This is a genomic window from Bradyrhizobium sp. CIAT3101 (assembly GCF_029714945.1).
Lineage (GTDB): Bacteria > Pseudomonadota > Alphaproteobacteria > Rhizobiales > Xanthobacteraceae > Bradyrhizobium.
Map to the genome: position 1 here is coordinate 4146417 of NZ_CP121634.1, position 26197 is coordinate 4172613.

Annotated in this window: 26 protein-coding genes; 12 read left to right on the forward strand and 14 right to left on the reverse strand. The window is 63.0% G+C overall.

Annotated features, from left to right (window positions below; genetic code table 11):
* Positions 1-466 precede the first annotated feature (466 nt).
* Positions 467-847 carry a hypothetical protein gene (locus QA645_RS19520; RefSeq protein ID WP_283052350.1) on the forward strand — a complete coding sequence of 127 codons (381 nt, stop codon included), beginning with the start codon at positions 467-469 and terminating at the stop codon, positions 845-847.
* A gap of 18 nt (positions 848-865) precedes the next feature.
* Here QA645_RS19520 and QA645_RS19525 read toward each other — a convergent pair whose 3' ends face one another.
* Together QA645_RS19525 and QA645_RS19530 are read right to left on the reverse strand one after the other, a co-directional pair.
* Positions 866-1090, reverse strand: coding sequence for a hypothetical protein (locus tag QA645_RS19525; RefSeq protein ID WP_283052352.1), 225 nt, complete (start codon positions 1088-1090; stop codon positions 866-868).
* Positions 1091-1322: 232 nt separating this feature from the next.
* Positions 1323-1730 (reverse strand): hypothetical protein, encoded by a 408-nt coding sequence (locus QA645_RS19530; protein WP_283052354.1) that lies wholly within the window; start codon positions 1728-1730, stop codon positions 1323-1325.
* Between the two features lie 1023 nt (positions 1731-2753).
* Between QA645_RS19530 and QA645_RS19535 the strand changes: the two genes are divergently transcribed.
* Positions 2754-3953 (forward strand): IS256 family transposase, encoded by a 1200-nt coding sequence (locus QA645_RS19535; protein WP_283046248.1) that lies wholly within the window; start codon positions 2754-2756, stop codon positions 3951-3953.
* A gap of 120 nt (positions 3954-4073) precedes the next feature.
* Here QA645_RS19535 and QA645_RS19540 read toward each other — a convergent pair whose 3' ends face one another.
* The 3 genes from QA645_RS19540 to QA645_RS19550 form a co-directional block, all read right to left on the reverse strand.
* Complete coding sequence (locus tag QA645_RS19540) at positions 4074-4277, reverse strand: hypothetical protein (protein WP_283052356.1); 204 nt, start codon at positions 4275-4277, stop codon at positions 4074-4076.
* Positions 4278-4665: 388 nt separating this feature from the next.
* Positions 4666-4839, reverse strand: coding sequence for a hypothetical protein (locus QA645_RS19545; protein ID WP_283052358.1), 174 nt, complete (start codon positions 4837-4839; stop codon positions 4666-4668).
* Positions 4840-5086: 247 nt separating this feature from the next.
* Entirely contained in the window at positions 5087-5716 is a 630-nt protein-coding gene (locus QA645_RS19550; RefSeq protein ID WP_283052360.1) for a TetR/AcrR family transcriptional regulator, read from the reverse strand.
* 122 nt (positions 5717-5838) lie between these two features.
* Between QA645_RS19550 and QA645_RS19555 the strand changes: the two genes are divergently transcribed.
* Positions 5839-6810: an alpha/beta fold hydrolase gene (locus QA645_RS19555; RefSeq protein WP_283052361.1), complete on the forward strand. Its 972-nt coding sequence runs from the start codon at positions 5839-5841 to the stop codon at positions 6808-6810.
* A gap of 116 nt (positions 6811-6926) precedes the next feature.
* Here the strand turns inward: QA645_RS19555 and QA645_RS19560 are convergent, their stop codons facing one another.
* Positions 6927-7166, reverse strand: coding sequence for a hypothetical protein (locus QA645_RS19560; RefSeq protein ID WP_254131928.1), 240 nt, complete (start codon positions 7164-7166; stop codon positions 6927-6929).
* Positions 7167-7490: 324 nt separating this feature from the next.
* On the opposite strand from QA645_RS19560, the gene QA645_RS19565 reads away from it, so the two are divergent.
* From QA645_RS19565 to QA645_RS19575, 3 genes are all read left to right on the forward strand, one after another.
* On the forward strand, positions 7491-8399 hold the full coding sequence (locus tag QA645_RS19565; protein ID WP_254131927.1) for a dihydrodipicolinate synthase family protein: 909 nt from the start codon (positions 7491-7493) through the stop codon (positions 8397-8399).
* 143 nt (positions 8400-8542) lie between these two features.
* A complete protein-coding gene (locus tag QA645_RS19570; RefSeq protein ID WP_283052362.1) occupies positions 8543-9514 on the forward strand; it encodes an SDR family NAD(P)-dependent oxidoreductase in 972 nt (323 codons plus the stop codon).
* A 272-nt stretch (positions 9515-9786) separates the two neighbouring features.
* Complete coding sequence (locus tag QA645_RS19575; RefSeq protein ID WP_283052363.1) at positions 9787-10902, forward strand: alpha/beta hydrolase; 1116 nt, start codon at positions 9787-9789, stop codon at positions 10900-10902.
* Between the two features lie 35 nt (positions 10903-10937).
* On the opposite strand, the gene QA645_RS19580 is transcribed toward QA645_RS19575, so the two are convergent.
* On the reverse strand, positions 10938-11444 hold the full coding sequence (locus tag QA645_RS19580; protein WP_254131924.1) for a MarR family transcriptional regulator: 507 nt from the start codon (positions 11442-11444) through the stop codon (positions 10938-10940).
* Between the two features lie 408 nt (positions 11445-11852).
* On the opposite strand from QA645_RS19580, the gene QA645_RS19585 reads away from it, so the two are divergent.
* Positions 11853-13397: a porin gene (locus QA645_RS19585; RefSeq protein ID WP_254131923.1), complete on the forward strand. Its 1545-nt coding sequence runs from the start codon at positions 11853-11855 to the stop codon at positions 13395-13397.
* Between the two features lie 296 nt (positions 13398-13693).
* Here QA645_RS19585 and QA645_RS19590 read toward each other — a convergent pair whose 3' ends face one another.
* The 3 genes from QA645_RS19590 to QA645_RS19600 all read right to left on the reverse strand — a co-directional run bounded on the left by QA645_RS19590 (position 13694) and on the right by QA645_RS19600 (position 15586).
* The gene (locus QA645_RS19590; RefSeq protein ID WP_283052366.1) at positions 13694-14173 is read right to left on the reverse strand and encodes a GcrA family cell cycle regulator; all 480 of its coding nucleotides are present in this window, start codon (positions 14171-14173) and stop codon (positions 13694-13696) included.
* 72 nt (positions 14174-14245) lie between these two features.
* Positions 14246-14443 (reverse strand): hypothetical protein, encoded by a 198-nt coding sequence (locus QA645_RS19595; protein ID WP_007603456.1) that lies wholly within the window; start codon positions 14441-14443, stop codon positions 14246-14248.
* 201 nt (positions 14444-14644) lie between these two features.
* Positions 14645-15586, reverse strand: coding sequence for an acetamidase/formamidase family protein (locus QA645_RS19600; protein ID WP_283052368.1), 942 nt, complete (start codon positions 15584-15586; stop codon positions 14645-14647).
* A gap of 185 nt (positions 15587-15771) precedes the next feature.
* On the opposite strand from QA645_RS19600, the gene QA645_RS19605 reads away from it, so the two are divergent.
* From QA645_RS19605 to QA645_RS19620, 4 genes are read left to right on the forward strand one after another with little or no spacing between them, the layout of a single operon-like run.
* Positions 15772-16539, forward strand: coding sequence for a YdcF family protein (locus QA645_RS19605; RefSeq protein WP_283052370.1), 768 nt, complete (start codon positions 15772-15774; stop codon positions 16537-16539).
* A gap of 56 nt (positions 16540-16595) precedes the next feature.
* Positions 16596-17378 carry a DUF169 domain-containing protein gene (locus QA645_RS19610; protein WP_283052372.1) on the forward strand — a complete coding sequence of 261 codons (783 nt, stop codon included), beginning with the start codon at positions 16596-16598 and terminating at the stop codon, positions 17376-17378.
* Between the two features lie 11 nt (positions 17379-17389).
* Positions 17390-18568, forward strand: a complete 1179-nt coding sequence (locus QA645_RS19615; protein WP_283052374.1) for a saccharopine dehydrogenase NADP-binding domain-containing protein — start codon at positions 17390-17392, stop codon at positions 18566-18568.
* Between the two features lie 29 nt (positions 18569-18597).
* Positions 18598-19779: a saccharopine dehydrogenase NADP-binding domain-containing protein gene (locus tag QA645_RS19620; protein ID WP_283052376.1), complete on the forward strand. Its 1182-nt coding sequence runs from the start codon at positions 18598-18600 to the stop codon at positions 19777-19779.
* 115 nt (positions 19780-19894) lie between these two features.
* Here the strand turns inward: QA645_RS19620 and QA645_RS19625 are convergent, their stop codons facing one another.
* Positions 19895-21091, reverse strand: a complete 1197-nt coding sequence (locus QA645_RS19625) for an FAD-dependent monooxygenase (RefSeq protein WP_283052378.1) — start codon at positions 21089-21091, stop codon at positions 19895-19897.
* 148 nt (positions 21092-21239) lie between these two features.
* Here QA645_RS19625 and QA645_RS19630 point away from each other — a divergent pair, with 148 nt between their 5' ends.
* The gene (locus tag QA645_RS19630; RefSeq protein ID WP_254196260.1) at positions 21240-21710 is read left to right on the forward strand and encodes a MarR family transcriptional regulator; all 471 of its coding nucleotides are present in this window, start codon (positions 21240-21242) and stop codon (positions 21708-21710) included.
* Between the two features lie 65 nt (positions 21711-21775).
* Here QA645_RS19630 and QA645_RS19635 read toward each other — a convergent pair whose 3' ends face one another.
* The 3 genes from QA645_RS19635 to QA645_RS19645 form a co-directional block, all read right to left on the reverse strand.
* Positions 21776-23038: an O-antigen ligase family protein gene (locus tag QA645_RS19635; protein WP_254194016.1), complete on the reverse strand. Its 1263-nt coding sequence runs from the start codon at positions 23036-23038 to the stop codon at positions 21776-21778.
* A 161-nt stretch (positions 23039-23199) separates the two neighbouring features.
* Entirely contained in the window at positions 23200-24747 is a 1548-nt protein-coding gene (locus QA645_RS19640; protein ID WP_283052380.1) for an undecaprenyl-phosphate glucose phosphotransferase, read from the reverse strand.
* 118 nt (positions 24748-24865) lie between these two features.
* Positions 24866-25999, reverse strand: a complete 1134-nt coding sequence (locus QA645_RS19645; RefSeq protein WP_254194014.1) for a glycosyltransferase family 4 protein — start codon at positions 25997-25999, stop codon at positions 24866-24868.
* Positions 26000-26197: the final 198 nt, after the last annotated feature.

Below are 26197 nucleotides of genomic sequence, written 5' to 3' on the forward strand. Positions count from 1 at the left end.
GGTGAACTCACTGCGACGCATTGGCGGGAAGCCCGCTAGCTGACGCACCTGGCGGGCTTCTTCTATTCCAGGCCGAAGCGCCGGTTCACGCTGGCGGGCCTCGCATCACGATTATCGATAGGACGATAATCAAGCCGGCAACGGTCAGCGCCCAAGCCGCAGCGCGCAACAACCACGGCCGCATAGATCCCTCCTGAGCTCGAATCCCTCCTACCCACAGGAGTGTCTTCGACGTCCGCGGAATGGTTCAATCGCAACAAAACAGGGCGCCGCCGGCCTGTCTTCATCCCGGCTACTTTCGACGTCAGATAAATTCAGGCCGGCTGAGCGGGCAGGGCTGCCGGCATCGTTTTAATTCCATTCCGAGCACCCATCTCTTGACTCTACTAGGAGCTGCAATGCTATCAGTGTCCGGATGGGAGTGGGGGATGTTAAGATTGCCGACCGAGCCAGCAAGGCAGCGCGGATGGTTCGCCGCGCCAAGATAGCTATTGGTGCAGCTCTCCTCCTTCCGGTGATCCTGGTCTCGGTCAAGCCGACCACGTTTGATCTCACACCGCGTCCTTACTTTGCGCCGCAGCCCGGCTACAAGCCCATGAAAGACCTTCTGAGCTGGCCTCCGAGCTCGCCAGAGTTCAGCTATTTCGTCGAGGACGGTTTCAGGTTCATAGGGTCTCGGTCGCCGGAGGAGTCTGGCTTCATCCGGGGGCAAGTTGACCGAGATCGAGCAGCTTGGTCGGGTTGGCGCGAGAGACTGGGCCTCGTCCTGGTTTTGGAGGTGTGCCTGCTTTGGGTGGCCGGCGCGCTATGGTTTGTTTTCAGGCTGTTTGACCGCCGCCATGGTTGACCCTCCCGGCTCGGGGAATCATGCCTGCGTGCCTCTTTCTCCAAACCAGCCTTCGATCAGGCCGCTCATGATCCGCGCGAACATCCTCGCGCAATCGAGCGCTTCTTTCCCGACCATCTGCTGGCGCAGCCGACGGGACGGAAGATCCTCGAAATAGAAAAAGGCGCTTCGGCGATCGTCAGCGAAGCGCACCTCGAAACTGCCCGTTCCGGGAACGCGTTCGTGCTTGATGAGACGGATCATTCCGTCATCGAAACGCAGCGCCGGCGAGAGTCAAATTGTCGATTCCTAGCGGCTCGAACGAGAATGAGCTACTGCCAGTCGTGGGTGCCGAAGGCTTAAACTGAAAAAGCCCCAGCCTCACAAAGGACAGTGAGCTGGGGCAAGTCACCTTCCGGCCCGGCATCACCCCCGGGCCATCGGGAAAACTTGGCAATGCAGCCGGCGTTCCTAAACCACGGAGCGCTCCGGACGCTCATCGCCATGTCACCGAATAGGTTCGCCCATTGGTGTTTGGGTCGCTGTTGTCGCTGGCCGAGAAGATGATGCCCGAGCCGCTGAAATGTGAATAGCTTCCGCTCGCGATTTTTGTGGGGCTGTGCGCCGGTCCAAGCTGTCGTCCATCTTCAAACAGTATGATGGTTGATCGGGTCGTCCCCCAACCAGTATCGGCGTATCCGTCGAGCGTTGGCATCAGAATTTGATAGGCAGTGTCGTCGAGCTTGCGGAAAGGTCCGGCGAGCTGCGCAGCCTTCGGCGGGTCGGGTTTCGGGACGTAGCTGTAATGCAGATATACCGCGCCCGGGAAATAGAGGGCTAGCAGTGCTGCGACTATTATGGTGGCCTGCGAAAATGTCAGTACCCCCCAACGCGACGAAACCATAGCGTCCCTCAACCTTTAAGTTTCGCCAGTCCTACCATCACAACCAGACCGCGAACAACGGCGACTTTCGGCTCGTGATGCTGGATGATTTAGTCGCGCGTACGGAGCGCATCTGCCCTCGATAATCCCCAATTATCGAAAGCGTCAGGGTAGAAAGGCCTTAGGCGGTTTACTGCTTCTCGCTGCTAAGCCAGCACTCTTCCCAGACGGAGCAGACGGCTCCGGTAAATCGGTTTCTGTGGTCGAGATTGTTGTAACCGTAGTTCTCATACCTGAGCATCCATGCCGCCACTAACGTGGCGAACACGATTGCTCCCGCTAAGGCTACTCTGCCGTCCATTTTCGCCCCCTGCGCGAATTAGGACACGTACCAAATCAGCTTAGGACACCCAGGGTCAAATACGGCAGCCATAAATTCCGAAACTCGCGATCTCGGATCGTTCTCGTTCCCCAGGACTTCCGTTCGAAGCCGACACTGCTGTTTTGCCGGTTTCAGTTCGTTTGTGGGATTGTGTAAACGGACTCGCGCCATGAGGAACGAAATGTGACCCACCGGGCGCGAGCTGACAGGTCCGCACCACATTCGTTCTTAAGAGGTGGGTCACAGAGCGATTGTTTCGCGGTAAAATCAATGCTGGTTTGGGAGGGGTGGAGATCCCAATCGGGATACGAACCCCAAAAACTTATTAGAAGAACAGAGACTGGACCAAGTGTCAGGGCGCCGGCTGAGGCGATCTTACTTCACTCTGCGGGCCTTTTAGGCTTTTTTGTCGATTTCCCGGGCGCAATTCTCCATCCGGTCCGCAAACCTCAGTACGATGCGGGCCGCTTGCAGAGGCAAATCGCGAGCTATCTTCCGTAACTCTGGGTCGTGCCCCCGGTGGTGGTGTAGCTCGGTAGAGCAAAGCCGCCCGGACGCGCGCCTCAACTAGCGCCGTAGCGGGCGGGCGGCTTTACGGTGGTCACCGGCAGTTCTCCGGTAGGATCGGGTTGCGACACGCCAACGCAACCGAGGAACCACCGATGACCGACGATATGATGAACCTGCGCACGCTCGTGGAGAAGACCCCTGATGCCGATCTCTTGCGCGAGATGATCGGCTTTGCCGCCCAGCGGCTGATGGAGCTGGAAGTCGAAGGCCAAACCGGTGCAGCCTACGGCGAGAAGAACCCCGAGCGTCTGGCCCAGCGCAACGGCTACCGCGACCGGACCTGGGAGACCCGGGCCGGCACAGTCGAGCTGCGCATCCCCAAGCTGCGCAAAGGCTCCTATTTCCCGGGCTTCCTGGAGCCACGCCGGATGGCCGAGAAGGCGCTCACTGCCGTGGTTCAGGAAGCCTATGTGCAAGGCGTTTCGACCCGCTCGGTCGACGATCTGGTGCAGGCGATGGGGATGAGCGGCATCTCCAAGAGCCAGGTAAGCCGGCTCTGCGCGGAGATCGACGACAAGGTGAAGGCCTTTCTCGCCCGTCCGATCGAGGGCGACTGGCCGTATCTGTGGATCGATGCCACCTACGTGAAGGTGCGCCAGAACGGGCGCATCGTCTCGGTCGCGGTGATCATCGCGGTCGGCGTCAACAGCGATGGCCGGCGCGAGGTGCTCGGCATGGATATCGGCCCGTCCGAGGCCGAGACGTTCTGGACCGCGTTCCTGCGCAAACTCGCCCGCCGGGGCCTGCGCGGCGTCAAGCTGGTCGTCTCCGATGCCCATGAGGGCATCAAGGCCACCGTGACCAAGGTGCTCAATGCCAGCTGGCAACGCTGCCGCGTGCACTTCATGCGCAATGCATTGGCCCATGCCGGCAAGAGCGGCCGCCGCGTCGTCTCCGCCTTCATTGCCACGGCATTCGCCCAGGACGATGCCGAGGCCGCACAAGTACAGTGGCGGAAGGTCGCCGACCAGCTTCGCCCCAAGCTTCCCAAGCTTGCCGGTTTCCTCGACGAGGCCGAGACCGATGTGCTCGCCTATATGACGTTCCCGCCGCAACACCGGACCAAGCTGCACTCGACCAACCCGATCGAGCGCCTCAACGGCGAGATCAAGCGCCGCACCGAGGTCGTCGGCATCTTCCCCAATGAAGACGCCATCGTCCGCCTCATCGGCGCGATCCTGCTCGAGCAAAATGATGAATGGGCCGTCCAGCGCGCCCGCTATATGACGCTGGAAACCATCGCGCCGTTGAGCGATGATCCCACTGTCAGCCTTCCGGCGATCGCCAGCTGACCTGCCCGGCTCTTGCCGGCGAACGCGGTCTCCCGCCGCCAGCTACACCACGCAACGGGACACGATCTAACTCTGCAAGGTCGCCTTGTATTTCGATGAGTTGTTGCAAGGCGGATTCCGTCATTCGGGAGGCCGTAAGCCGGGCGATTGAAGCCAGTCGCTCAGATGCGCGCCGGTCTCAGCGATCCTGGCTCGCTTCAGCAACGCCTCTCGCTCTGCGCCAGCGGGGAGGTGGTCGGCCTGATCTTTGAGCTTGGTGGCCTGATCGGCCATTCGATCTTCAAGGGAGCGTGTTTGCTTCACTCGGCTGCGGGTGACTGTCATTGCGGTACTCCAGTGCCCTTCCGGCAACGTTCCTCAACTAGAACGGTTGCTAATTAGGACACTGCAAATTCAACTTTGAACACCGGCGGTTAAATACGGACAGTACCAAACCGGCCACCGCGGGCGAAAACAGGCCAGCGCGAGGCATCCGGATCGCGTTTACAACAGAAACAAAAAAGCGTGTGTTTTCAATAAGACTGTAATGGCTTCGTTTCCAATAATTTCTAGCAATATCAATAATTTGCCTGCGTCTGGGAGACTAGGGGTCGGAGGTTCAAATCCTCTCGCTCCGACCATTTTACTTCTGAAATCGACCATCGGTTTGCACGATCACGGATCGGCAGGCGATGTCCTGTCTTCCGAGTGATCGGGTGTCAGTGGCCGGCGGTCAGCACCGACTTTCCTGACAGTTCTCCTCTGCGCGGGACTTGTCGCGGGCCCATGTCGGAATGGCGAAGGCAAGTTGGTGCTGCCCCATCGTGTCGACGAACGAGGCTTGCGCGCTCTCCAGGCGTTTGGCCAACCCGTTGACGTTCAGGTCCAGCGCCGCGTCGACTGCCAACAGGGATATCGACACGAACGCAACCGTCACTGCGATGGCGATCGCCTTCCATTCTGGTGAATTAGTCATTTGACTTACTAAAGTATGTACTGCTGCGTACGATTCAACCCCTCGGACGGTTTGTGCACGCCTTCTTGAAGCACGACGGTTTTGTAGCGAGGTGACGCGTGTCGTACTGATCGCCGCGACCTGATTGCGGCTTTGATTCGATCAAGTCCAGCGCCGGAGCGGCGTCCAACAACGAGTGCTACGTGGCTGGCCTCAAAAACCCCACCACCATCCGCGTCGTCTCATCCACCAGCGTCCTCACCATCTTCTCCGACAGCAACTCGGCCTGGTTCAGCACCGTGTTGTGCGCGACGGCTTCGATCGTGCTGACGCAGATGAAGGTTGCGACGTCGAGGTCGATCTTGCGCATTTCCTTGCGGTGGCTCTCGAAATAGGCGCGGACGAGACTGTGGACCTCGCGGTTGAAGGCTTCGACGTCGAGCTTTCCTGCGCGCGGGATCTGCTCGGCGAGAACGCGATGCAGTTCAGGGTTGATGCGGTGCGCGTCGATCGCGACGGTGACGAGGCGGCGCACGGCTTTCTCGAGCGGCATGTCCATGACCTCGGTGAGCGTGGTGCGGACGATGCCCATGATCTCCTCGTTGTGGCGCGCGATCACAGCGGCCACGAGCGCCTCCTTGCTCGGGAAATACTGATAGAGCGAGCCGACGCTGACGCCGGCGATTTCGGCGATGCGGTTGGTGCTCGTCTTCTCAAAACCTTCGCGAACCAGAATGCGAGCAGTTGCCTCGACCAGCGCGTCGACGGTGGCGCGGGATCGCTCCTGCAGGGCGTTTTTCCGGGGTTTTGTCGGTGGCTTGCGCGCCATGATACCTGCATTCCGAATGCGAGTAGGAAAAGCGAGTGAATGCTCGCATTATAGGCAGGGTCGGCAGCCGATGGATAGAAGCAAGTTGGGGCCGGCCGGGCGCAGCAAATGAGGGCAGGAGCATGAGCGTTGCGAAGATGCTGTCGGTCGGGCGGCTGTGCGAATGCCCTTTTGCGTGGGCCAAGTCCTCGAGCGATCCCGCGCCGAGCTTGCAGAGCCGCGCCTTCAACCTGCTGCTCGGGCTGCTTCCCTACAAGCGGCAGCTCGCCTCGGCCGAAGCCGTGCAGGCGCATGTGCAGAAGCTTGCGTTGGAGCCGGTCTCGTTCGAGCCCCCGGATCTGGGCCGCATTGTCGAGGTGACGCTGACGAAGATGGGCGGCTGGCCGGTCTATTACACGGCGCCGTCATCGGGACACGAAGGCTGCAATCACGTGATGTTCCTGCATGGCGGCGGCTATATCAACGAGATCGTGCCGGCGCATTGGCGCTTCGTCGGCCAGATGACGCGCAAGGCGGGCGTGGTCTGCGTCGTGCCGATCTATCCGCTGGCGCCGCGCGCGACCGCGAAGGATGTCGTGCCGCGGACGGCCGAGCTGCTGCGGATGCTGCTGGAGGATGCGGGGTCCGCGAAGGTCACCGTGGTCGGCAATTCGGCCGGCGCGGGCCTCGCGCTCGCCGCATGCCAGTGGCTGCGCGATCGCGGACATCGGCAGCCGAGCCGGCTGATCCTGATCTCGCCGGCGGCCGATGCGTCGATCAGCCGTCCGGAGCAGGTCGAGATCGCGGCGCGCGATCCGATCCAGGACATTCCGGGAATCATCGAAGTCGGGCGGCTCTATGCCGGCGAGCTCGATGTCGGCCATCCCTTCGTCAGCCCGTTGAACGGTGCGTTCCGTTCGCTCGCGCCGATGACGATCTTTTCGGGCACGCGCGATCTGCTCTACCCCGATAGCGTCGATCTTGCCGCGCGGGCGAGGGCGGCCGGCGTGGCGGTCGAGCTGCATCTGCTGCGTGACCAGCCGCACAATTATGCGCTGATGCCGACGCCCGAGGGGCGACAGGCGCGTGCGGATATTCTGCGTGCGGTGGCTTGAGGGGAAGGCGTGATCGTTGTCACGCAGGCGCCGCCGTGACGGGTCTGGCGCTGCAAATTCGCGCGGGGAAGGGCGGCCCCCGGGCGTTTCCTCGGTATCAGTAGTTTTGCGGGGCCTTAGGCGTGGCCCTTGATCTCGTAGTGACCCGGCACGCATTTGTAGCGGTCGAGGCGCCAGTTGGTGTGATAGATCGGATGCTCGCCCATCCATTTTGCAAGCGGTGCCTGCGCACCGACCGCACACGCCATCATCGACATATCGGGCGTCATGTTGCTGTCGGTCACGATTTCCTCGACGCAGCTGCCCGAAGCAGCAGCGCCAAGCCGGCAGAGCACGGCAACGACGGTTATGAACATTCCAGTCACCTCATCGGTAGTTTCGACCACGAGGAGGATGCAAGCCGAGTGCCACAGCCTGTGTCGGAAACGACACGCCGGCTGGGCCTGCTCGCCCCAGCGTTCCTCATTTGACGATTCGGATTGTAAAAAAATTGCCCCTAAACCGAAGCCGGACAACTACGGGAACCCCCAACAAATACGCGCAGGAATGAGCGATTGTGGGGGCTGCGCCGCGTGATCCGCCCTTCACAAGGCCGGCGCAGCCGATACGCTTCGACGCGTGCGGATACTCGTCAAAAGAGCGAGACCGCCGCAGGACCAAAGGAAACGCGAGGGCAGACCATGAAGGTACGACCGACCGGCGTGATTCCGCCGATGACGACGCCGTTCCGGAAAGACGGCGAGATCGACACCAAGCTCGTGGCGCCGCAGGTCGACTGGATGATTGGCGCCGGCGCGCACGGCGTCGCGGCCGGCGGCTCGACCGGCGAGGGCCACACGCTCGACCATGAGGAATATCGCGACCTGATGGCGGCGACGGTGGAGGCGGTGAAGGGACGCATTCCCGTCATCGCCGGCATCATCGTCGATTCCACGCGCGATGCGATCCGCCGCGGCAAGCTGGTGCGCGACATGAATGTCGCAGCCCTCCAGGTCACGCCGGTGCATTACCTGTTCAAGCCCGATGACGAGGCGATGGTGGCGCATTTTCGCGCCATGGCGGATGAGACCGGCATGCCCATCATCATCTACAACGTGGTGCCCTGGTCGTATCTGTCGCCGGCATTGCTGACGCGGATCATGACCGAGGTGCCGCTGGTCGTCGGTGTCAAGCAAAGCGCCGGCGATCTGAAACTGTTCGCGGACCTCATGATGATGGCGCCGGACAAGCTGATCTACAGCGCAGTCGATGCGCTGATGTATCCGTCCTACACGTTGGGGGCGCACGGCTCGATCGCCGCGATCCTGACCGCGGCACCGCACGCCTCCGTCGCGTTGTGGGATGCGGTGAAGGCTGGCGATCACCCGCGTGCGCTCGACCTGCACAAGAAGCTGCTGACGCTGTGGAACGCCGTCATCGCCGACAATCTGCCGGCCTGTACGCGCTACGCGCAGACCCTCCAGGGCCTGCCCAAAACCTATCCGCGTGCGCCGATGCCGGAGGCCTCGCCGGCGCAGCAGGCCGCGACACGCAAGGCGCTGGAGGCCCTCGGCGCGTTGAAGGGCGTGCGCGTCGAGGCGGCTGAATAGTCCGTAGCCCGAAATAATTGACGTCGAACAGCAGCGCCGATCCGCTTTTACCTGCGGATGCGGCGCTGCTACATTTTGCGCGCCGCACGCGCGGCGCGCCAACGACGAAGAAACATGCCGACAAGGGGAGGGGCCGAAGTCCCATGAAGGAATTTGCTGGAAAGATCGCCGTCATCACCGGTGGTGGCACGGGCATGGGGCGCGAGCTCGCCCGGCAGCTTGTTGCCGAAGGCTGCAACGTCGCCATGTGCGACGTCTCGGAAGCCGCGATGACGGAGACCAAGCGGCTCTGCGAGGTCGAGAAGCTGCCGCAGGGCCTGCGCGTCACGACCCATGTCGCCGACGTGTCGATCGAAGATCATCTCAAGCGTTTTCGCGACGAGCTCGCCGAGCAGCAGAAGACGGACAAGATCCATCTGCTGTTCAACAACGCCGGTATCGGCGGCGGCGGCAGCCTGTTCACCAACACGCGCGAGCAGTGGGAGCGCACCTTCAACATCTGCTGGGGCGGTGTCTATCTCGGCGTCCGCACCTTCCTGCCGATGCTGGTCAAGGCCGACGAAGCCCACATCATCAACACCGCCAGCGTCAACGGCTTCTGGGCCTCGATCGGCATGGGCCAGGCGCACACCGCCTACAGCTCGGCGAAGTTCGCGGTGAAGGGATTCAGCGAAGCGCTGATCAACGACCTGCGCTTGCACGCCCCGCACGTCAAATGCTCGGTGGTGATGCCCGGCCATATCGGCACCTCCATCGTCTCCAACTCACGCAAGGTGCAGAGCGGCGACGGATCGGAGCGTCTCAATGCCGAGGAGGTGGACCTGACGCGCAAGCGCATGGTTGCGGCGGGCGTGCCAGATGCTGACAAAAAATCGGACGAGGAGATCCAGGCGGCTTTCGCCGAACGCGCCCGCACCTTCCTCGAGGATGCCCCGACGACGGCGGCGCAGGCCGCCCGGATCATCCTCGACGGCGTGAAGGCGGAGCGCTGGCGCATCCTGGTCGGCGAGGATGCCCAGCGGCTCGACGAACGCGTGCGCGCGGCGCCCGAGCAGGCCTATGACCGCGCCTTCTACGAAAGTTTCACCCAGGAAGTCGGCTGGCGGCTCGGCTGATTCCATTTGGCTGAGACCGTCAACGAGCGCCCGCAAAAATGGGTATGATGATCATCATTGCAAGAGGTGCGCAGGCAATTTTACCCAAGTAATTTGCCTGCCCACGCGCGCGTTCGCCTTCTCATGACGATACGGCATGTCACGCATGCGACTTATCACGTGCGTTCAAGCGATGGTGATCTCGAACGGGTCTCATTCGGCGCGCGGCTGCTTGGTTAGTGAACTGAAATAGTTTACTGAATCAAGCTAGCGCCACATAAAGCGTAGCTCCGATGATACCCGCATGCCTCTCCGACGACTTCATCCTCTGCCCGGAGAGAGAGGATATCTCTGCTGAATTCACGCGGTTGCTGACAGCGGCTCAAGAGGGCGGCGCCACCATCGCTGAATGCCTCATGATCGCGCGGCAACTGAAGCGCGACGATGAGCAGTCCTGGCATCGCGAGTGGAAGAAGCTGGCCCAGGCCAACCGGCATCGTGCCGAGGCCGCCTTCGCGGAAGGCCATATGGCAACGGCACAACGCAACTGGCTGCGCGCGATGAACTACTACGGTGCGGCTGCGATGCCACTCGACCCCGCCGACGAGCGCCGCTGGGTCGCGGTATTGGCGATGCAGGAATGCGCCCGCCGTTTCCTCACCGCGCGCGGGTCGGCCGGCGAGGTCGTGACGATCCCGTGGGTCGAAGGACATTCGTTGCAGGGGTACTTCCTGCCTGCGCCTGCGGGGAACGGTCGCGCGCCGACGGTGATCTGCATCGGCGAGCCCGGCCACCGCAAGGAAGAGTTCCTGTTCAAGCTCGCGCCCCATGCGCGCGAGCGTGGGCTGTCGATGCTCGCGCTGGACCTGCTCGGCGACCAGCGCGACGATTACGCCGACGTGCTGATGCAGCGGCGGGATCTCGAAAGCTCGGTTGGCTGCGCGATGGATTATCTGGAGCAGCGCGACGACGTCGATTTCGATCGCGTTGCGATCGTGGCGGACGGGTGGGGCTCTTCGTTCGTGGCGCGTGCGGTGTTGCAGGAGCCGCGTCTTGCTGCGGCCGTCTGCGACGGCGGCCTGTGGGACCTGCACGAGCGGTCGTTCTTCGCAAGCCGTTTCGCCGTGAGCGACCTCGGCATCGTGCCGGTGCCGCATGCGCCGCTGATGGCCTCCGGCGCCGAATGTCCGGTGTTGATCACGCTCGGCGAGGACGGCTGGCTCAAGGCCGACCGGGCGCGCCAGATCGTGCAGAAATCCAAGCTCGGCAGCTCGGATATCGTGCTGAAAGTGTTCACCGCGGCAGAGACCGGCGCGGCCCAGGCTCATGCCGACAATCCGAGCCTTGCCAACGAATTCATCTTCGATTGGCTCGAATCGCGACTCGGGGCCGTCGGCAAACGGATCTGAGCGCGGCGGCCACCTGGCTCAGATACGGATGCGCCTCAGAAGTCGAGGGAGATCCTGACGCAGGCCTTTTCCAGCCGGGTCTTCAGCGTCGCGAGCTTGGCGGTGAATTCGGTCAGCTCGTTCTCATCGAACTCCTGGAAGACGAATTCGCGAATCGTCTTGTACTGCTCGTTGAGGCTCGCGATGTGCTTCTGCGTCTTTTCCACCAGCGACAGCCGCACCACGCGGGCGTCGGTCGGTGAGGGGCGGCGGCGCAGTAGGCCCTTCTTCTCCAGCAGCTTGGACTGGGTGGTGACGAAGGACGGGTCGACGTGAAGCAGCTTGGAGACCACGTTGACGGGGACGCCGTCGTCCTTGTCGAGGTCGGAAATCGCCATCAGAATCAGCCATTGCGGGCCACTGATGCCCAGCGTCCTCGCCCAGAACTGACGCAGCTCCTCCAGATACATGTTGATCGACGATATCTCCCAGGTGAATCGCCTGATGAGATCCAGATTGCCGATGGAGCGGAGGCGCGCTCCTTCTTTCCTCGTCGCTGACACAGCGTCACTCCCGCAAGCTGGTTTCTTTCTGGCCGGTGTTCGCGGCGGCGATAGTCCACGCAAGTCTGCCCTGACGCAAGTGCAGAGCAGGGTAATTGTGTCACGGAAATTACAAATATGATCCGGTCAGCATTTTGGCTCAGGTCCGGTGTTGCGCTACGGACACAGAGTTATTGAAACAACAAAGCTGAGCTAATAAACTATTTTGATTAAGGGAACGGCGCAGGCATATTGATCCGTGACGGTGGGGGGTTCTCGATCGTCCCGTTGCAGGTGGTTCGCTCACGTCCCTCGCGTCGAATGCGGGTGTGTCCGAAAGCGCTAAGCGGCCGAGCGGATTTGAAGAGACGGGGATCTGGGGGGCCTCACGGTCCGGTCTCCGCTAAATGAGCAACTTGGAGGTTTTATATGAAAGTGGTGAAGAGCCTTTTGCTCGGCACTGCGGCGGGTCTGATCGCCGTCGGTGGAGCTCAGGCGGCTGATCTTCCGGTCAAGGCCAAGGCGGTCGAATACGTGAAGATCTGCTCGCTGTACGGTGCGGGTTTCTACTACATCCCGGGCACCGACACCTGCATCAAGCTGGGTGGCTACCTGCGCGCTGACGCGATTCTTGGCGGCGCCGGCGACTATGGTTTCAATAACAGCACGAGCTCCGTGAACGGTGGGTCAAACAACCGCGTCACCAACTACTACTACAGCCGCGCCCGTTTCGACCTGAACGTCGACACCCGCACGGCGACCGAGTACGGCGTTGTTCGCACCTACGCCGACATGGTTTTCACCTATGATACGTCCAACGTCACCGGCAGCAGCCCGTCGACGATCTCGTCCAGCACGCCTGCGCTCGGTCTCTACCATGCGTTCATCCAGTTCGCTGGGTTCACCATGGGCCGCACGGTCTCGATCTTCGACGCCCCGTGGCAGAGCTATCCGGCTGGCGGTCCCGATTCCATTCCGGGCGGCTCCAACCACGTCAACGGCGTGAACCAGTTCGCTTATACGGCTGACTTCGGCCAGGGCATCACCGGTTCGCTGGCGTTGGAAGAAGAAACGACGGCGTCGAACGGCCAGTCGAACCTGTGGAACGTCACCGGTTTCACGGCCTCCAGCGCTGTTAACGGCGCGGGTGCCATCGTCACCACCTCTGCTGCTGCAAACGCTGCCGCTGCTCTGATCCAGGGCAACTATGGCGTCCAGGCCTGGGGTGGTACGCGCACGCCGGATATCATTGGTCAGGTTCGTGTCGACCAGGCTTGGGGTCTTGCCCAGCTGTCGGTTGCTGCGAAGGATCTGCATCCCGGCTACTACGGCACCACGGAATCCAGCGGTCATCCGTCGGACAAGTGGGGCTGGGCTGTCCAGGGTTCGTTGTCGATCAAGAACATCCCGACTGGTGCTGGCGACGTTATCAACTTGCAGGCCGTCTACACCGACGGTGCAACGCGCTACAACTTCCAGAGCCTGTTCCCGCAGAGCTTCTTCATGTTCAGCGGCAGCAGCGCGGCGTACCAGAGCATCGGCTTTGCCGGTCTTGCTGACGGCGTGTTCGGCGCTGGCGGCAGCATCGATACCGTCAAGACCTGGGGCGTCCGTGGTGGCTATACCCACAACTGGAGCCCGAACTGGTCGAGCGCCGTCTACGGCGGTTATGCCCAGCTGAAGTACGGTACCACGGGCAAGGCCCTGATCTGCGCCAACTTCGCTTCGATCGCAGGGGCCGGTGCGACCTGTAACCCGGACTTCAACTTCGGCGTCGTCGGCGTCAACACCGTCTGGACCCCGGTCAAGAACCTGGCGTTCACGGCCGACCTGAGCTGGTCGCGTCTGGACCAGAAGTACTCCGGCACGATCACTGCCCCGGCCATTTCGACTGCCGCCAAGCCGGGCGCCGTGTACGAGCTGAAGGACCAGAACTCGGTGACCATGATGCTGCGCGCTCAGCGCAACTTCTAAGATTGGTCGCGTCAATCGATCAGAGAGCCCCGGCGGGAAACCGCCGGGGCTTTTTTCTGCCGTGATGGCGGTTTCGAAAAACCGAACTCTCCTGCACGCGCGGCGAAGACGAGCTATGCGTATCGATCGCTACCAAACTTATTTACTTACCTGAGCTGCTCAGCTATATAGCTGTCAGCCGGTTTCAAAAGATCACGGCTCTTAGCTTCACGCTAAGCCTCCAGAGACCTCCGGTAGTGCCCTGCCGGAGGTTTTTCGTTGTGGGGCCGGGTTATGGGTCCAAGGGATGGCGCGTGTCAGCCGCGCATGACACGCGCACGCGAGTTCGGCCGGTAGGCGAGGCGGCTGTGGCCAGCGCAATAGGGCTGTCCGTCGTGGGCGGCGTTGCCGCAGAAGCAGAAATCCTCTGCACCGGGCGTCGAGATCGGCCAGCGGCAGCGGTTTTCGCCGAGCTCCATCAGCGAGCAGCGATTGGCGTCATCAATTGGACCTGCCACCACAGGCGCATCGGTCTCGCCGTAGATCGTTGCGAGCATTTCGTATTGCAGCCGCGGCACGGTTCGCGTCGCGCGCGCTGGCGGTGCGAGGCTGCGCTCGAGCCTGCGGTCTTCGACCGCGCGGCTGCGCGTCAGATTGAGCCGCGACAGCTTGCCGATCACCGCATTGCGGCTGACGCCGATATCGGCGGCGATCTCGCGGCAGGAGAGGCCGGCTTCGAAATGCAGCTTCAGAAGTTCAATTCGTTCGTTGGTCCAGGTTGGTGAGAGAACAGGCATTGTAACGGTCCCAGGTTGCAGATGTCGGCCATCCGCTTCGCGAGATCCGTCCGCTTCACGTACTTGGCGTGCTCACGTCCTGCCATTGTCGCGAATCGACAAAAGCCCGTCCTTGATGGCGAGACGGATGCCTTCCTCGATCAAGGTACGTGCGACGCCGGGAACGCTGGTGCCGTGGGTGCCCTGTCTCACCAACTTCTCCAGGTAGGTGATGGTCGAGAGCGCCAAGGTTACGGGAATGCGGTCAGTCTCGGCTTTTTCGGTGGCCATGGCCCGAACGCTAGCCTCTTACTCAGGTACATAAAAGTAACGATTAAGACTCTATTTAGGTTCAGGGGCAGAAGTCAAATGCCGGCTGAGGTCATCGCCTAGCCTGTTGGAATCGTGAAGGAAATCAGGTGTGATTCAGCGCGCCGCCCGGAGTGTCCGGGCGGTGGGGAAGCGTGGAGCGGTCAGGAGGTGCCGGCGCGATCAGCCGTGCACGATCGCCTTTTCGATCATGCAATGGATGCCCTTGGAGCCGTTGACGGTCTGGGTCACCCGCAGATCGGCCGCAAGACTGCACAGTGTATAGGAGTCCTCGCGCGACAGGTTTCGCGTCTCGCCAAGCAGCACGATCATGTCGCGCAGTGCTCGCACCGCGCATTGGTCGAGGTCGGGGTCCATCGCCATGGTCATGTAGTGGGTCGGCGTTTCAGCGCGCGGATATTCGAATCTCAAATCCTTGCGCAGCGTCAGCCGGAAGCGGCCCTGCAACGCCGTCTCGATCGCGGTGACGCAGACCTCGCCGTCGCCCTGAACGCCGTGACCGTCTCCGCAGGAGAACATCGCGCCCGGGACAAACACCGGCAGATACAATGTCGCGCCGGCGCCGAGCTCCTTGTTGTCGAGATTGCCGCCCATGGCGCGCGGAACGAGCGAGGAGATTCGGCCCCAGGCCGGCGGCGGCGAAACGCCCATCACGCCGAAGAACGGCTTGAGCGGCAAATCGAGGCCCCACGGCATCCGGCCGACCATCCGCGACCGGTCCAGGGGAATGTTGAGGATCCGCGTCTCGTGGAAATCGTCGGGCAGGGTGCCGGACAGCGGCTTGATCATGTTCCAGCCCCAGTCCTGGCGAAGCTGGACGTCGAGGATCTCGACTGCGAGCACATCGCCGGGCTCGGCCCCTTCGACCGCGATCGGGCCGGTCAGGATGTGGCCGGGGAGCATGCGCTCGTTCTTGGCATGAACCTCGAACATCTCCGGCGGAATGTGAAACTTGCTGCGGTCGGGCAGCATGTCCGGGCCGCCGCTGATGGTGTCGACGGTCACCTCATCGCCACTGGCGACGGTGAGCACGGGCTTGAGCGCGGCTTCAAAGAAGCCCCAATGGCAGGTTTCGGGACTTGAATGCAGGTGATGATGGGTCATTTGCCGCGTCCAATCGGTTTCATCAGAACTTGTCATGGGATCTGTTATGCCCGGGCTTGACCCGGCAATCGATCCACTCCCAAGAAGATTTCTGAAGATGGGCGGGCGGGTCAAGCCCGGGCACCACGAGCATTTCAGCGAGGCTTCCCCTGTACTTCTTTCTTTCCAAGACGTTCGGCGCCGCAGTGGTGCCGATCAATTTTCTGGTCGAGCTCGGGATCATCTCGGTCGTGCTGATGGCAACGCGCTTTGCCGGGCTCGGCCGGAAACTGGCCGCGACCACGCTGATCCTGCTCGCGCTCGCCGCGTTTTCGCCGCTCAACAATCTGCTGCTCTATCCACTGGAGGCACGCTTTCCCGCGTGGGATCCATCGCGGGGCGCGCCTGACGGCATCATCGTGCTGGGCGGCTCGGTTGATACCGACCTGTCGGCCGCACATCACACGCCGGTGGTCTTGCACGCGGCCGATCGTTTTTTCGCGCCGGCCGAGCTTGCACGTCGCTATCCGAATGCGCGCGTCGTCTTCACCGGCGGCACGTCGAACCTGATCTCGACCGACGCCAAGGAGGCCGACTATTCCGCGCCGATCCTGGAAAACCTCGGCATACCCAAGGAGCGCCTGATCCTTGAGCGCGATTCCCGCAACACCTGGGAGAATGCGATCTTCACGAAGAAGCTGGTTGCGCCAAAACCGGGCGAGCGGTGGCTTTTGGTCACGTCCGCCTTCCACATGCCGCGCTCGATGGGAATCTTCCGCAAGGCGGGCTTCGACGTCGAGGCCTATCCCGTAGACTGGCGGACCGGCGGGCCTGATGATGTTCTCTCCTTCACGAACAATGGCGCAGACGGGCTCGAAAGGACCAACGTGGCTGTGCGCGAATGGATCGGCCTCGTGGCCTACCGCCTCATGGGCAGGACCAGCGAGTTGCTTCCCGGGCCGGCCAAGGACTAGAACAGGCCTCGGAAGCCCAACAATAGGCGTCGGTAACGACGCGCCGGGAGGACGCCATGCAGCAGCCAGCCGCTGATAAGATCGATCTTGCCGGCCTCGTGGCCGATCTCAACAGCCTGTTGCGGCTGAAGACCACGGTGATCGGCATGAAGCTGTTCGCCCATGCCGCGGACATGGAGGCGATCCCGAAGATCCGGCGGCCGAATGCAGTCCACACCACCGACCAGATCGTCAGCATGGCCTCGCGCCTGGGATGGACCGTCGGCATTACCGGCGATGATCTCGTCGGCGCGCAGTGCCGCGCGGTGATCGGGCTCGCGCCGCAGGACGAGAAATGGCTCGCCGGCGAAAATTATGTCGGCGTCTGGCACGGCACTGCCGAAGACGCGCGCAAGCGCCAGGAGGCGCTGGACGTGGTTCCGTTCGGGCAATATCAGGCACTCGCGGCCAGCCCGCTGGCGAGCGGGCGGCTTGATCCGCCCGACATCTGCCTCGTTTATGCGACGCCCGGGCAGATGATCATCCTGATCAACGGGCTGCAATATACCGGCTACAAGAAGTTCGAATGGGGCGTGGTCGGCGAGACCGCGTGCGCGGATTCCTGGGGGCGGGCGCTCAAAAGCGGCGAGCCCAGCCTGTCCTTGCCATGCTATGCCGAACGGCGCTATGGCGGCGTGCCGGACGAGGAGATGCTGATGGCCTTGAAGCCTGCGCATCTCGCCAAGGCGATCGAGGGCATGAAGGCGCTGGCCAAGAACGGCCTGCGCTATCCGATCCCGCCCTATGGTATTCAAAGCGACGTCCGTGCCGGCATGGGCGTGAGTTACGCGAAGAAGTAAAAAGGCCAGTCATGAGCTCTGCGAAATTCGACATCGTCGTCTACGGCGCGACCGGTTTCACCGGTCAGCTCGTCGCCGAATATCTGGCGGCGCATTACAAGAACGACAAGCAGCTCAAATGGGCGATGGCGGGTCGCAGCCTCGACAAGCTGAAATCCGTGCGCGACGCGATCGGCGCATCCGCGGACACACCGCTGATCGTCGCCGATGCCTCCGATGCGGCCTCGCTGAAAGCGATGGCGGAGCGGACGATGTCGGTGATCACGACGGTCGGCCCGTACCAGCTCTACGGCGAGGAACTGCTGGCGGCCTGCGTCGCCACCGGCACGGATTATTTCGATCTCTGTGGCGAGCCGATCTGGATGCGGCAGATGATCGATAAGTACGACGCGGCTGCAAAGGAAAGCGGCGCGCGTATCGTGTTCTCCTGCGGCTTCGATTCCGTGCCGTTCGAGCTCGGTGCGTTCTTCGTGCAGGAAGAGGCCAGGCGCGTGTTCGGCGCGCCCGCCGCGCGCGTGAAGGGCCGTGTGCGCGACATGCGCGGCACGCTCTCGGGCGGCACCGCGGCAAGCGCGAAGGCAACTTTCGACGCCGTCGCCAAGGACATGAGCCTCGTCGCGATCCTGAGCGATCCGTTCGCGCTCACGCCGGGCTTCACCGGCCCGAAGCAGCCGAAGGGCAACAGGCCGCTGCTCGAGGAGGATCTGCAATCCTGGGCCGCGCCGTTCATGATGGCGCTGATCAACACCCGCAATGTCCATCGCTCCAACCTGCTGATGGGCTTCCCCTACGGTCAGGACTTCGTCTACGACGAGATGGTTTTGACCGGCCCCGGCGAGAAGGGCGAGGCCAATGCCAAGCGCGTGATGGCGGCCAACGCCGAGAAGACCGGTCCGAGTGCGCCGAAGCCGGGTGAGGGCCCCTCGAAGGAGGAGCGCGAGAACGGGCTCTTCAATCTGCTCTATGTCGCGATCGCGCCCGACGGCCGTGCGGTCCGGGCCGGTGTCACCGGCGACCGCGATCCCGGCTACGGTTCGACCTCGAAGATGATCTCCGAATGCGCGATCTGCATGCTGCGCGACGTCACCGACGTCGCCGCCGGCTTCTGGACGCCGGGCGCAGCGATGCAGCACAAGCTGATCAAGCGGCTTCAAGACAATGCGGGGCTGACGTTCGCCGTGGAAGCATGAGGCCTGCGACGCCTGAGTGAGCGTGATCCATGTCGGCGACGTTCGATATCGTCCTCTATGGCGCAACGGGCTACACCGGCCAGCTCGTGGCCGAGTACCTCGCTGCGCACTATGCCGGTCAGGGGGCGCCGACATGGGCGATGGCCGGGCGCGGCAGAGACAAGCTCGCATCTGTTCGCGACGCGATCGGCGCACCCAAGGACACGCCGCTCATCGTGGCCGACGCCGCCGATCCTGCATCGTTACGCGCGATGGTCGATCAGGCGAAACTGATCGTCACCACCGTCGGTCCGTACCAGCTTTACGGGTCCGATCTGCTTGCCGCCTGCGTCGCATCTGGCACCGACTACATCGATCTCTGCGGCGAGCCGATCTGGCTGAAGCAGATGATCGACAGGCATGAGGCGGCCGCCAAGGCGAGCGGCGCGCGCATCATATTCTCATGCGGCTTCGATTCCATTCCGTTCGAACTGGGTGCGTTCTTTGTCCAGGAGGAAGCCAGGCGCGTGTTCGGAACGCCGGCGCCGCGCGTCAAGGGGCGGGTCCGCGCTCTCAGCTGGAAGTTCTCCGGCGGCACCTCGGCGAGCGCACGGGTCACCTTCGCAGCGGTGGCGCAGGATCTCAGCCTGGTGTCGATCCTCAAGAACCCCTTCGCCTTCACGCCCGGCTTCGAAGGACCCAAGCAACCACGCGGCAACAAGCCTGTTTTTGAGGAAGACCTGCAGTCCTGGTCCGCTCCGTTCGCGATGGCGACGCTCAATACGCGCAACGTCCATCGCTCCAACATGCTGATGGGATTTCCGTATGGCAGGGACTTTGTCTACGACGAGATGGTGCTGACGGGACCGGGAGATGAAGGCCAGGCCAACGCCAGGCTCGTGATGGCCGCCAACAGCGAAAAGACCGGCCCCGAGGCGCTCAAGCCCGGCGAGGGGCCGTCGAAGGAGGAGCGGGAGAACGGTCATTACGACCTGCTCTACGTCGCGATCGCACCCGATGGCCGTCAGGTTCGCGCGGCCGTGAAGGGCGATCTCGATCCCGGCTATGCGTCAACGGCGAAGATGATTTCCGAATGCGCGATCTGCCTGCTGCGCGACGCGCAGGACGTGCCGGCCGGACTCTGGACGCCGGGCGCAGCGATGCAGGGCAAGCTGATCAAGCGGTTGGTCGATCACGCCGGGCTGAGGTTTGAGGTCGAAGCCCAGGCATAGCTTCCGTAGGGTGGGCAAAGCGAAGCGTGCCCACCATTGTCGCGATTCGAGAGAGATGGTGGGCACGACGCGCGAAGAACGCGCCTTTGCCCACCCTACGGCACTGCTCGTGTCGCTACGCCGCCCGCGCGTCATACGCGTACATGAAATCCATGCTCTTCGAGCCCAGCGGCAACAGCCATTTCATCATCTGATTGCGGACCCAGGCACCGGTGGCGCTGAATTCGCGCTTGTTGTTGCCGTTGCGGCGGGCGATCGCGACGATCTTCTCGGCGCGGGGGCGCCGCTCGGCCTCGAAGGCCTGGAAGGTGGCGGTCAGTTCCTGGCCCTCCTGCATCAATCGCGCGAGCCGCATCGCATCCTCCAGCGCGAGCGAGGCGCCCTGGCCGGCATGGGGGCTGGTTGCATGCGCGGCATCGCCGATCAGCAGCGAGCGCTTGCGTGACCAGGTCGGCAAGGTCGCGACATCGAGCGTGTCGGTGATTACGATGTTCTCGGCCGCCTCGATGATATCAGGGATCGGATCATGCCAGCCGTGATGGAAGCCGCGCAGATGCTGCTTCAGCGTCTGCTGGTCGAGCGCGCGGAACATCGCGGCATCCATGCCGTGTGCCGGCTGCGTGCTCCACCACATCACGCCGTCCTTCGGGTCGGGGCTGCAATAGCCATATCCGAAGAAGCCGCTCTGTCCGAACGTCGTTTCGACATGCCGGCCGATCGTTCGGCCGTCGAGGATCGCGTGGGGCACGAAACCGCCGAATCCGAGCAGGCCCGTGTTGAAGGGCGTTGGCCCGTCAGGCACCACCTGGCGTCGCGTGATCGAGTGCACGCCGTCGGCGCCGATCAGGAAATCGCCCTCGGCGGTGGTGCCGTCGGCGAAATAGGCGATGATCGGCTGGTCGCCGCGATCCTCGATCTTGATCAGGCGCTTGTCGAAATAGAGCGAGACGCAGGCGCACCAGGCCTTGTCGATCAGCATCTCGTTCAGCGTGGCGCGGCAGACATTGACCGCGGGCTGGCCGAAGCGGCGCGCCATGTCGCGGTTGATCGAGCCGAGCCTGTCGCCCCCTTGCGAATAGAAGTCGAAGGACTCCGCGATCGAGCCACGGCTGATCAGCTCTCCCGCAAGCCCGATCTCGTCCATCACCTGCATGCCGTTCGGCGCGATCTGGAGGCCGCCGCCGATGCCTTTGGAGTAGGGCCAGGCTTCGTAGATCGCGGATTCGATGCCGGCTCGGCGCAGCAGGATCGCGGCAACGGGCCCGGCGATGCCGGCGCCGATGATGAGGGCTTTGCGGGGACGATGAGGCATTGGCTTGCTCCCGACGTTTCCGTGGTGCTAGGAGAAATTACGGTCACTAAATCTCTTAGTGGCTAAGATATATATCGACTAAGATATGAGGTGAGCCTTGTCAAGGGCGAAGGCGCGCGCGGCGCTGCTGGGAGAATTGGAAGAGGCGATGCGGCGGTCGTCGGCGCAGGGCGTGCTCTATGGGCAAGCCGTTGCGAACGTGGCCGGAATTGCCAACTCCGACCTCGAATGCATGGACATCCTCTATCTCGAGGGGCGCGTGACCGCGGGCCGGCTCGCCGAGGTGACGGGGCTCACGACCGGCGCCATCACCGGCGTGGTCGATCGGCTCGAGAAAGCCGGCCTCGTGCGCCGTGAGCGGGACGAGGCCGATCGGCGCAAGGTCTTCATCGCCGTCGTGCCGGAGACGGCCATGAAAATCGGCGAGCTTTATGTGCCGATGCAGCAGGCTATGGAGAAGGTCTGGAGCGCCTATTCCGACGACGAACTGCGCCTACTGCTGCGTTTTGCCAATGAGGGTTACAAGGGCGTGCTCGCGGCGACCGCGGCGCTGAAGGGCCTGCTCGATACGCCGCCGGAGAAGCGGCCCGCGCTCAAGCTGAAGAAGCATCCTCGCTAAAGCGTTTTCGAGCGAAGTGGATACCAGTTCGCGTCAAGAAAACGCGTCAGAATGGAATCAGGACATTACCGTTCCGATTCCATCGGAACGGTCATGTCCCTGATCTTGTAGGCCTGTGCGGCCGCGATCATGCCCCACATCGCGCCCAGCATCATCCAGAAGTGCCGCCAGTGGTCGGTGTCGATCACGAAACTTTCGCCGACCGTGCCGACGAAGGCCGAGAACACCGCCAGATAGGCGCGCTGCCAGGGCACGCGGACGAAGATGTGGCGGAAGCCCGTGATGACGGTGGTGAAGACCAGCGCGGGATAGCACACGCCGGAGAGCCAGCCGCCGGACATGAAGGCGTTCAGATAGGAATTGTGGGTGTCTTCGGGGAAGAAGCGGTGGAACTGCAGAGGACCGATGCCGAACGGCAGGTCGAGCGCCATCTCCGCGCCGAGAATGTGCCGGCCAAACCGGCCGAAGCGGCCTTCGTCGTAGCTCTGGTCGAAGCTCGCGCGCTGCTTGAACATCTCGGCGACGGAGTCGAACGACAGCAGCACCGCGATCAGGGCGAGGCCCAGCACCACTGCAACGATGGCCATGATGATGATGCGCGAGCGCTGCGCATTGGTGCGGCTGGTCAGCACCATCAGCGCCAGCATGAAGGCCGAGGTCAGGACCAGCCCGCCCCAGGCGGCGCGGGAGAAGGCGAGCAGGATCGCCAGCGACATGATGCCGAAGGCTATGACGTTGCGGAGCGCCTTGGCGAACTTGTCGGAGACCACGCTCTGGAGCGCAAACAGCGCCGGCAGGATCAGGAATGCGCCAAGCACGTTCGGGTCCTTGAAGGTGCCGCGTGCGCGCTCGTAAAGCGTCAGGAGATCGTGACCGCCGGGAACGAGGTTGAAATAGCCGGCGATCGCCGAAAGCGAGGCGATCATCGCGCCGACCACGAGGCCGCGGCGCAGCATGTCCAGCCGCGCCGCGGTGTCCTCGGAGGTCACCATGGCGAAGAACACCACGGTCACCGCCATGTACCAGGAGGTCGCGATCCAGCTTGCGACCTCGGACTGGTCGAGCAGCGGAATCGCACTGATGGTGTAGCCGACATTGAGCAGGACCAGGGCCAGCACCAGCGGCATCAGCACGAGCTTGAGCCGCAGGCCGGTGGCGAAGAAGGCGACGGTGGCGAGCAGTGTCGCGATCTCGTAGGGGCTCGGCTCGATGAAGACGATCGCACCGGACGCGCCGACCAGCCACACCAGCGCGCGCTGCAGCGCCAGCACGCCGGGCGCGGCCGGTGCGGCCAATTTCATTCCACCGGCTGTCGCCGCATAGGCCATTATACGCTCACGCTACTCGCACACACACAACTTCCGCCGTCATGCCCCGCGAAGGCGGGGCATCCAGTACTCCGCGCTGTCAGTGGCGACGTTTGCCGCCGGCGTTTACTGGATCGCCCGGTCAAGCCGGGCGATGACAGCGCGTTCTTGAAACGACCAACTCAATACGCGTTCTCGTTCTTGGTCAGCAGCGAGAGCGGCGTCTTCAGGAGAATGGCGAGGTCGAACAGCACTGACCAGTTCTCGATGTAATAGAGGTCGAATTCGACGCGCTTCTGGATCTTTTCTTCGTTGTCGATCTCGCCGCGCCAGCCGTTGATCTGAGCCCAGCCGGTGATGCCGGGCTTGACGCGGTGGCGGGCGAAATAGCCGTCGACGGCCTCGTCGAACAGGCGGCTCTGGAGCTTGCCCTGCACCGCATGCGGGCGCGGGCCGACGAGCGAGAGATTGCCGGAGAACACCACGTTGAACAGCTGCGGCAGTTCGTCGAGGCTGGTCTTGCGGATGAAGCGGCCGACGCGGGTGACGCGCGGATCGTTCTTGGTCACGACCTTTGAAGCCGTCGGGTCGGCCTGGTGATGATACATCGAGCGGAATTTATAGACGTCGATGCGCTCGTTGTTGAAGCCGAACCGCTTCTGGCGAAACAGGACGGGGCCGGGGCTGTCGAGCCTTACGGCCAATGCCACCAGCGCCATCACCGGGAGCGCCACGAGCAGCGCGAGGCTGCCCACGACGCGGTCGAACAGCCATTTCATCACCAGATCCCAGTCGGTGATCGGCGCCTCGAACACGTCGAGCGTCGGCACCTCGCCGAGATAGGAATAGGAGCGGGGGCGGAAGCGCAGCTTGTTGGTGTGCGCGGAGAGGCGGATGTCCACCGGCAGCACCCAGAGCTTCTTCAACATCTCCAGGATGCGCGTCTCCGCCGAGATCGGCAGTGCGAACAGCACCAGATCGACCCGGGTACGGCGGGCGAATTCGACGATGTCGTCGACCTTGCCGAGCTTGCGCGCGCCGGCGCAGGTGTCGAGCGCACGGCTGTCGTTGCGGTCGTCGAACACGCCGAGCACGTGGATGTCGGAATCTTCCTGTGCCTTCAGCGCCTCGACGAGCTGCTCGCCATTGCTGTCGGAGCCGACGATGATGGTGCGGCGGTCGAGCCGGCCCTCGCGCGCCCAGGCACGCACCAGCGAGCGCAGCACCAGCCGTTCGGCGATGAGCGCTGCGAGCCCGAGAAAGTAGAAGGCGGCGAGCCAGAGCCGCGACATCTCGCTGCCGAACTTGGCGAAGAAGGAAATGCCGATGAACACCAGGAAGACGAACGACCAGGACGAGATCATCCGTGTCATCTGCCGGAGCTGTCCGCGGAACAGTTGGACCTGATAGATGTCGGCGGCCTGGAAGCAGACCACGGCGGCGACCGCGATGGCGATGATCTCTGCGGGATAGACCCAGCTGAAGCCGACGACCGGCATGACGTAGCCGACATACACGGCGATGCCGACCACGCTCAGCAGCACGAAATCGATCGCGCGCGCAAAGCCGGCGATCACGATCGGCGAATAGGCGCGTGCGACCTTCTGGTTCACGACGTCGAGTGCGGCCGGCGTCAGGCGGCGGCGGCGTTCGATAAAGGGCTGGTCAGCCGGCTTGGCCGCGGCGCTGGCCGCGGCATCGAGCATCGAGCGTGCGTTGAGCGGTTCCACGGGCGTCCACGTCCATTCCAAAGACCCGTGGACGCGACTTTGCGCCCCGGGCAAGCATCCCCTGGCGCTTCGATTATCGGACAAATCGGAAGATTCTCTAAAGCGGCCCTAAGGATGGTTAATGATTTGCAAATGCGTCGCGGTAACCCGCGAGCACGCCGTCGACCATCGCCTGCTGGGAGAAATGCGCCGAGATGCGCTCGCGCAGGGAGGTCGCGCGTTGCGCGGTTCCTTGCGGATTGTCGAGCGCGGCCGCGATCGCTTCGGCCATGGCTTCGGCGTTGCTCGCCGCGAACAGGGCCGGACTCTCGGATCCGAAGATCTCGGGAATGCCGCCGACGCGCGCCGCGATCATGGGGATGCCGGCCGCGCCCGCCTCGATCACGACATAGGGCATGGAATCGCCGCGCGAGGGAACGACCAGCAGCCGTCCCTTGGAAAAGCCGTAACGCGCCTTGACGTGGCCGATGAAGCGGATCGCGTCCGTCAGGCCGAGCCGCTCGACCTGGGCCTTCAACGCCGCCGTCTCCTCGCCGTCGCCGCCGAGCGTCAGCGTGACTTTCTTGCCGCCTTCATGCAGCCGGGCCACCGCATCGATCAGCAGGTCGGCGCCCTTGATGTGCCGGAACTCGCCGACATAGGCGAGATCGGTGGCGTCGTCCGTGATGGCGACGGGCTCGAACTCCTCCGGCGTCACGCCGTTGAAGACGCAATGCACCACGCCCTTGGGCGTGCCGACGATGCGCTGATAGGTGTCGCGGGCAAAGGCACTCTCGAACAGGAACAGATCCGTCGCTTCCATCAGCGTACGTTCGAGCCGCGCGTAGAACTCGCCCTTCAGGGTGTTGAGGGGATAGTGCAGCGAGCCGCCGTGCGGGGTGTAGATGCGGATGGTATCGTCCGCGCGTCGCCGCATGCGCACGAAGGCGCCGGCCTTGGCGCCGTGGCCATGCATGATGTCGGGCTTGAGTGCGGCGATCAGGCGGCGCATCCGCAGCCACACCAGAAAATCCTCCGGCGAGGGCTCGCGGCGGATCGCCAGCCGATGCACGCCGAGCTTCAGCCGCGGCGCGAGTTCGGCCAGCGCTTTGTCCGCACGGTCGCCGCCGGTGAGGCTGTCGGCCAGAATCCCGACATGATGGCCACGATCGACCTGACCGTTGGCGAGGTCGAGGATGTGCCGGAAAATGCCACCGACGGGCGCGCGCACGGCGTGCAGGATGCGAAGCGGCTGGTCGGGAGAGGGGGGCATGATCACAACCAGCGCTCGACGGCGAATGCCGAACAATGTTCTCGAAATATCGAGAGGGATTAAGGGGCCTCGTGGTTAACAAACGGTGACGAGCGCGCGTGCGCTGCCCGGGGGACGGTGCGATTAACCCAGCGGCAACCTTAATGGAGTGTAATCGGCCCCATTGAGGTACACGAGTGGCGTTGCCCTGCGGGAGTG

What these genes read in the sequence shown, in the direction of transcription:
- QA645_RS19535 (WP_283046248.1), top strand. Translation starts at nt 2,754, where the DNA reads ATGACCGACGATATGATGAACCTGCGCACGCTCGTGGAGAAGACCCCT.
- QA645_RS19645 (WP_254194014.1), bottom strand. Translation starts at nt 25,999, where the DNA reads ATGCCCCCCTCTCCCGACCAGCCGCTTCGCATCCTGCACGCCGTGCGC.
- QA645_RS19590 (WP_283052366.1), bottom strand. Translation starts at nt 14,173, where the DNA reads ATGCCTGTTCTCTCACCAACCTGGACCAACGAACGAATTGAACTTCTG.
- QA645_RS19530 (WP_283052354.1), bottom strand. Translation starts at nt 1,730, where the DNA reads ATGGTTTCGTCGCGTTGGGGGGTACTGACATTTTCGCAGGCCACCATA.
- QA645_RS19595 (WP_007603456.1), bottom strand. Translation starts at nt 14,443, where the DNA reads ATGGCCACCGAAAAAGCCGAGACTGACCGCATTCCCGTAACCTTGGCG.
- QA645_RS19570 (WP_283052362.1), top strand. Translation starts at nt 8,543, where the DNA reads ATGAAGGAATTTGCTGGAAAGATCGCCGTCATCACCGGTGGTGGCACG.
- QA645_RS19615 (WP_283052374.1), top strand. Translation starts at nt 17,390, where the DNA reads ATGAGCTCTGCGAAATTCGACATCGTCGTCTACGGCGCGACCGGTTTC.
- QA645_RS19610 (WP_283052372.1), top strand. Translation starts at nt 16,596, where the DNA reads ATGCAGCAGCCAGCCGCTGATAAGATCGATCTTGCCGGCCTCGTGGCC.
- QA645_RS19575 (WP_283052363.1), top strand. Translation starts at nt 9,787, where the DNA reads ATGATACCCGCATGCCTCTCCGACGACTTCATCCTCTGCCCGGAGAGA.
- QA645_RS19620 (WP_283052376.1), top strand. Translation starts at nt 18,598, where the DNA reads ATGTCGGCGACGTTCGATATCGTCCTCTATGGCGCAACGGGCTACACC.
- QA645_RS19560 (WP_254131928.1), bottom strand. Translation starts at nt 7,166, where the DNA reads ATGTTCATAACCGTCGTTGCCGTGCTCTGCCGGCTTGGCGCTGCTGCT.
- QA645_RS19550 (WP_283052360.1), bottom strand. Translation starts at nt 5,716, where the DNA reads ATGGCGCGCAAGCCACCGACAAAACCCCGGAAAAACGCCCTGCAGGAG.
- QA645_RS19520 (WP_283052350.1), top strand. Translation starts at nt 467, where the DNA reads ATGGTTCGCCGCGCCAAGATAGCTATTGGTGCAGCTCTCCTCCTTCCG.
- QA645_RS19565 (WP_254131927.1), top strand. Translation starts at nt 7,491, where the DNA reads ATGAAGGTACGACCGACCGGCGTGATTCCGCCGATGACGACGCCGTTC.
- QA645_RS19555 (WP_283052361.1), top strand. Translation starts at nt 5,839, where the DNA reads ATGAGCGTTGCGAAGATGCTGTCGGTCGGGCGGCTGTGCGAATGCCCT.
- QA645_RS19635 (WP_254194016.1), bottom strand. Translation starts at nt 23,038, where the DNA reads ATGGCCTATGCGGCGACAGCCGGTGGAATGAAATTGGCCGCACCGGCC.
- QA645_RS19585 (WP_254131923.1), top strand. Translation starts at nt 11,853, where the DNA reads ATGAAAGTGGTGAAGAGCCTTTTGCTCGGCACTGCGGCGGGTCTGATC.
- QA645_RS19625 (WP_283052378.1), bottom strand. Translation starts at nt 21,091, where the DNA reads ATGCCTCATCGTCCCCGCAAAGCCCTCATCATCGGCGCCGGCATCGCC.
- QA645_RS19600 (WP_283052368.1), bottom strand. Translation starts at nt 15,586, where the DNA reads ATGACCCATCATCACCTGCATTCAAGTCCCGAAACCTGCCATTGGGGC.
- QA645_RS19630 (WP_254196260.1), top strand. Translation starts at nt 21,240, where the DNA reads ATGCGGCGGTCGTCGGCGCAGGGCGTGCTCTATGGGCAAGCCGTTGCG.
- QA645_RS19540 (WP_283052356.1), bottom strand. Translation starts at nt 4,277, where the DNA reads ATGACAGTCACCCGCAGCCGAGTGAAGCAAACACGCTCCCTTGAAGAT.
- QA645_RS19525 (WP_283052352.1), bottom strand. Translation starts at nt 1,090, where the DNA reads ATGATCCGTCTCATCAAGCACGAACGCGTTCCCGGAACGGGCAGTTTC.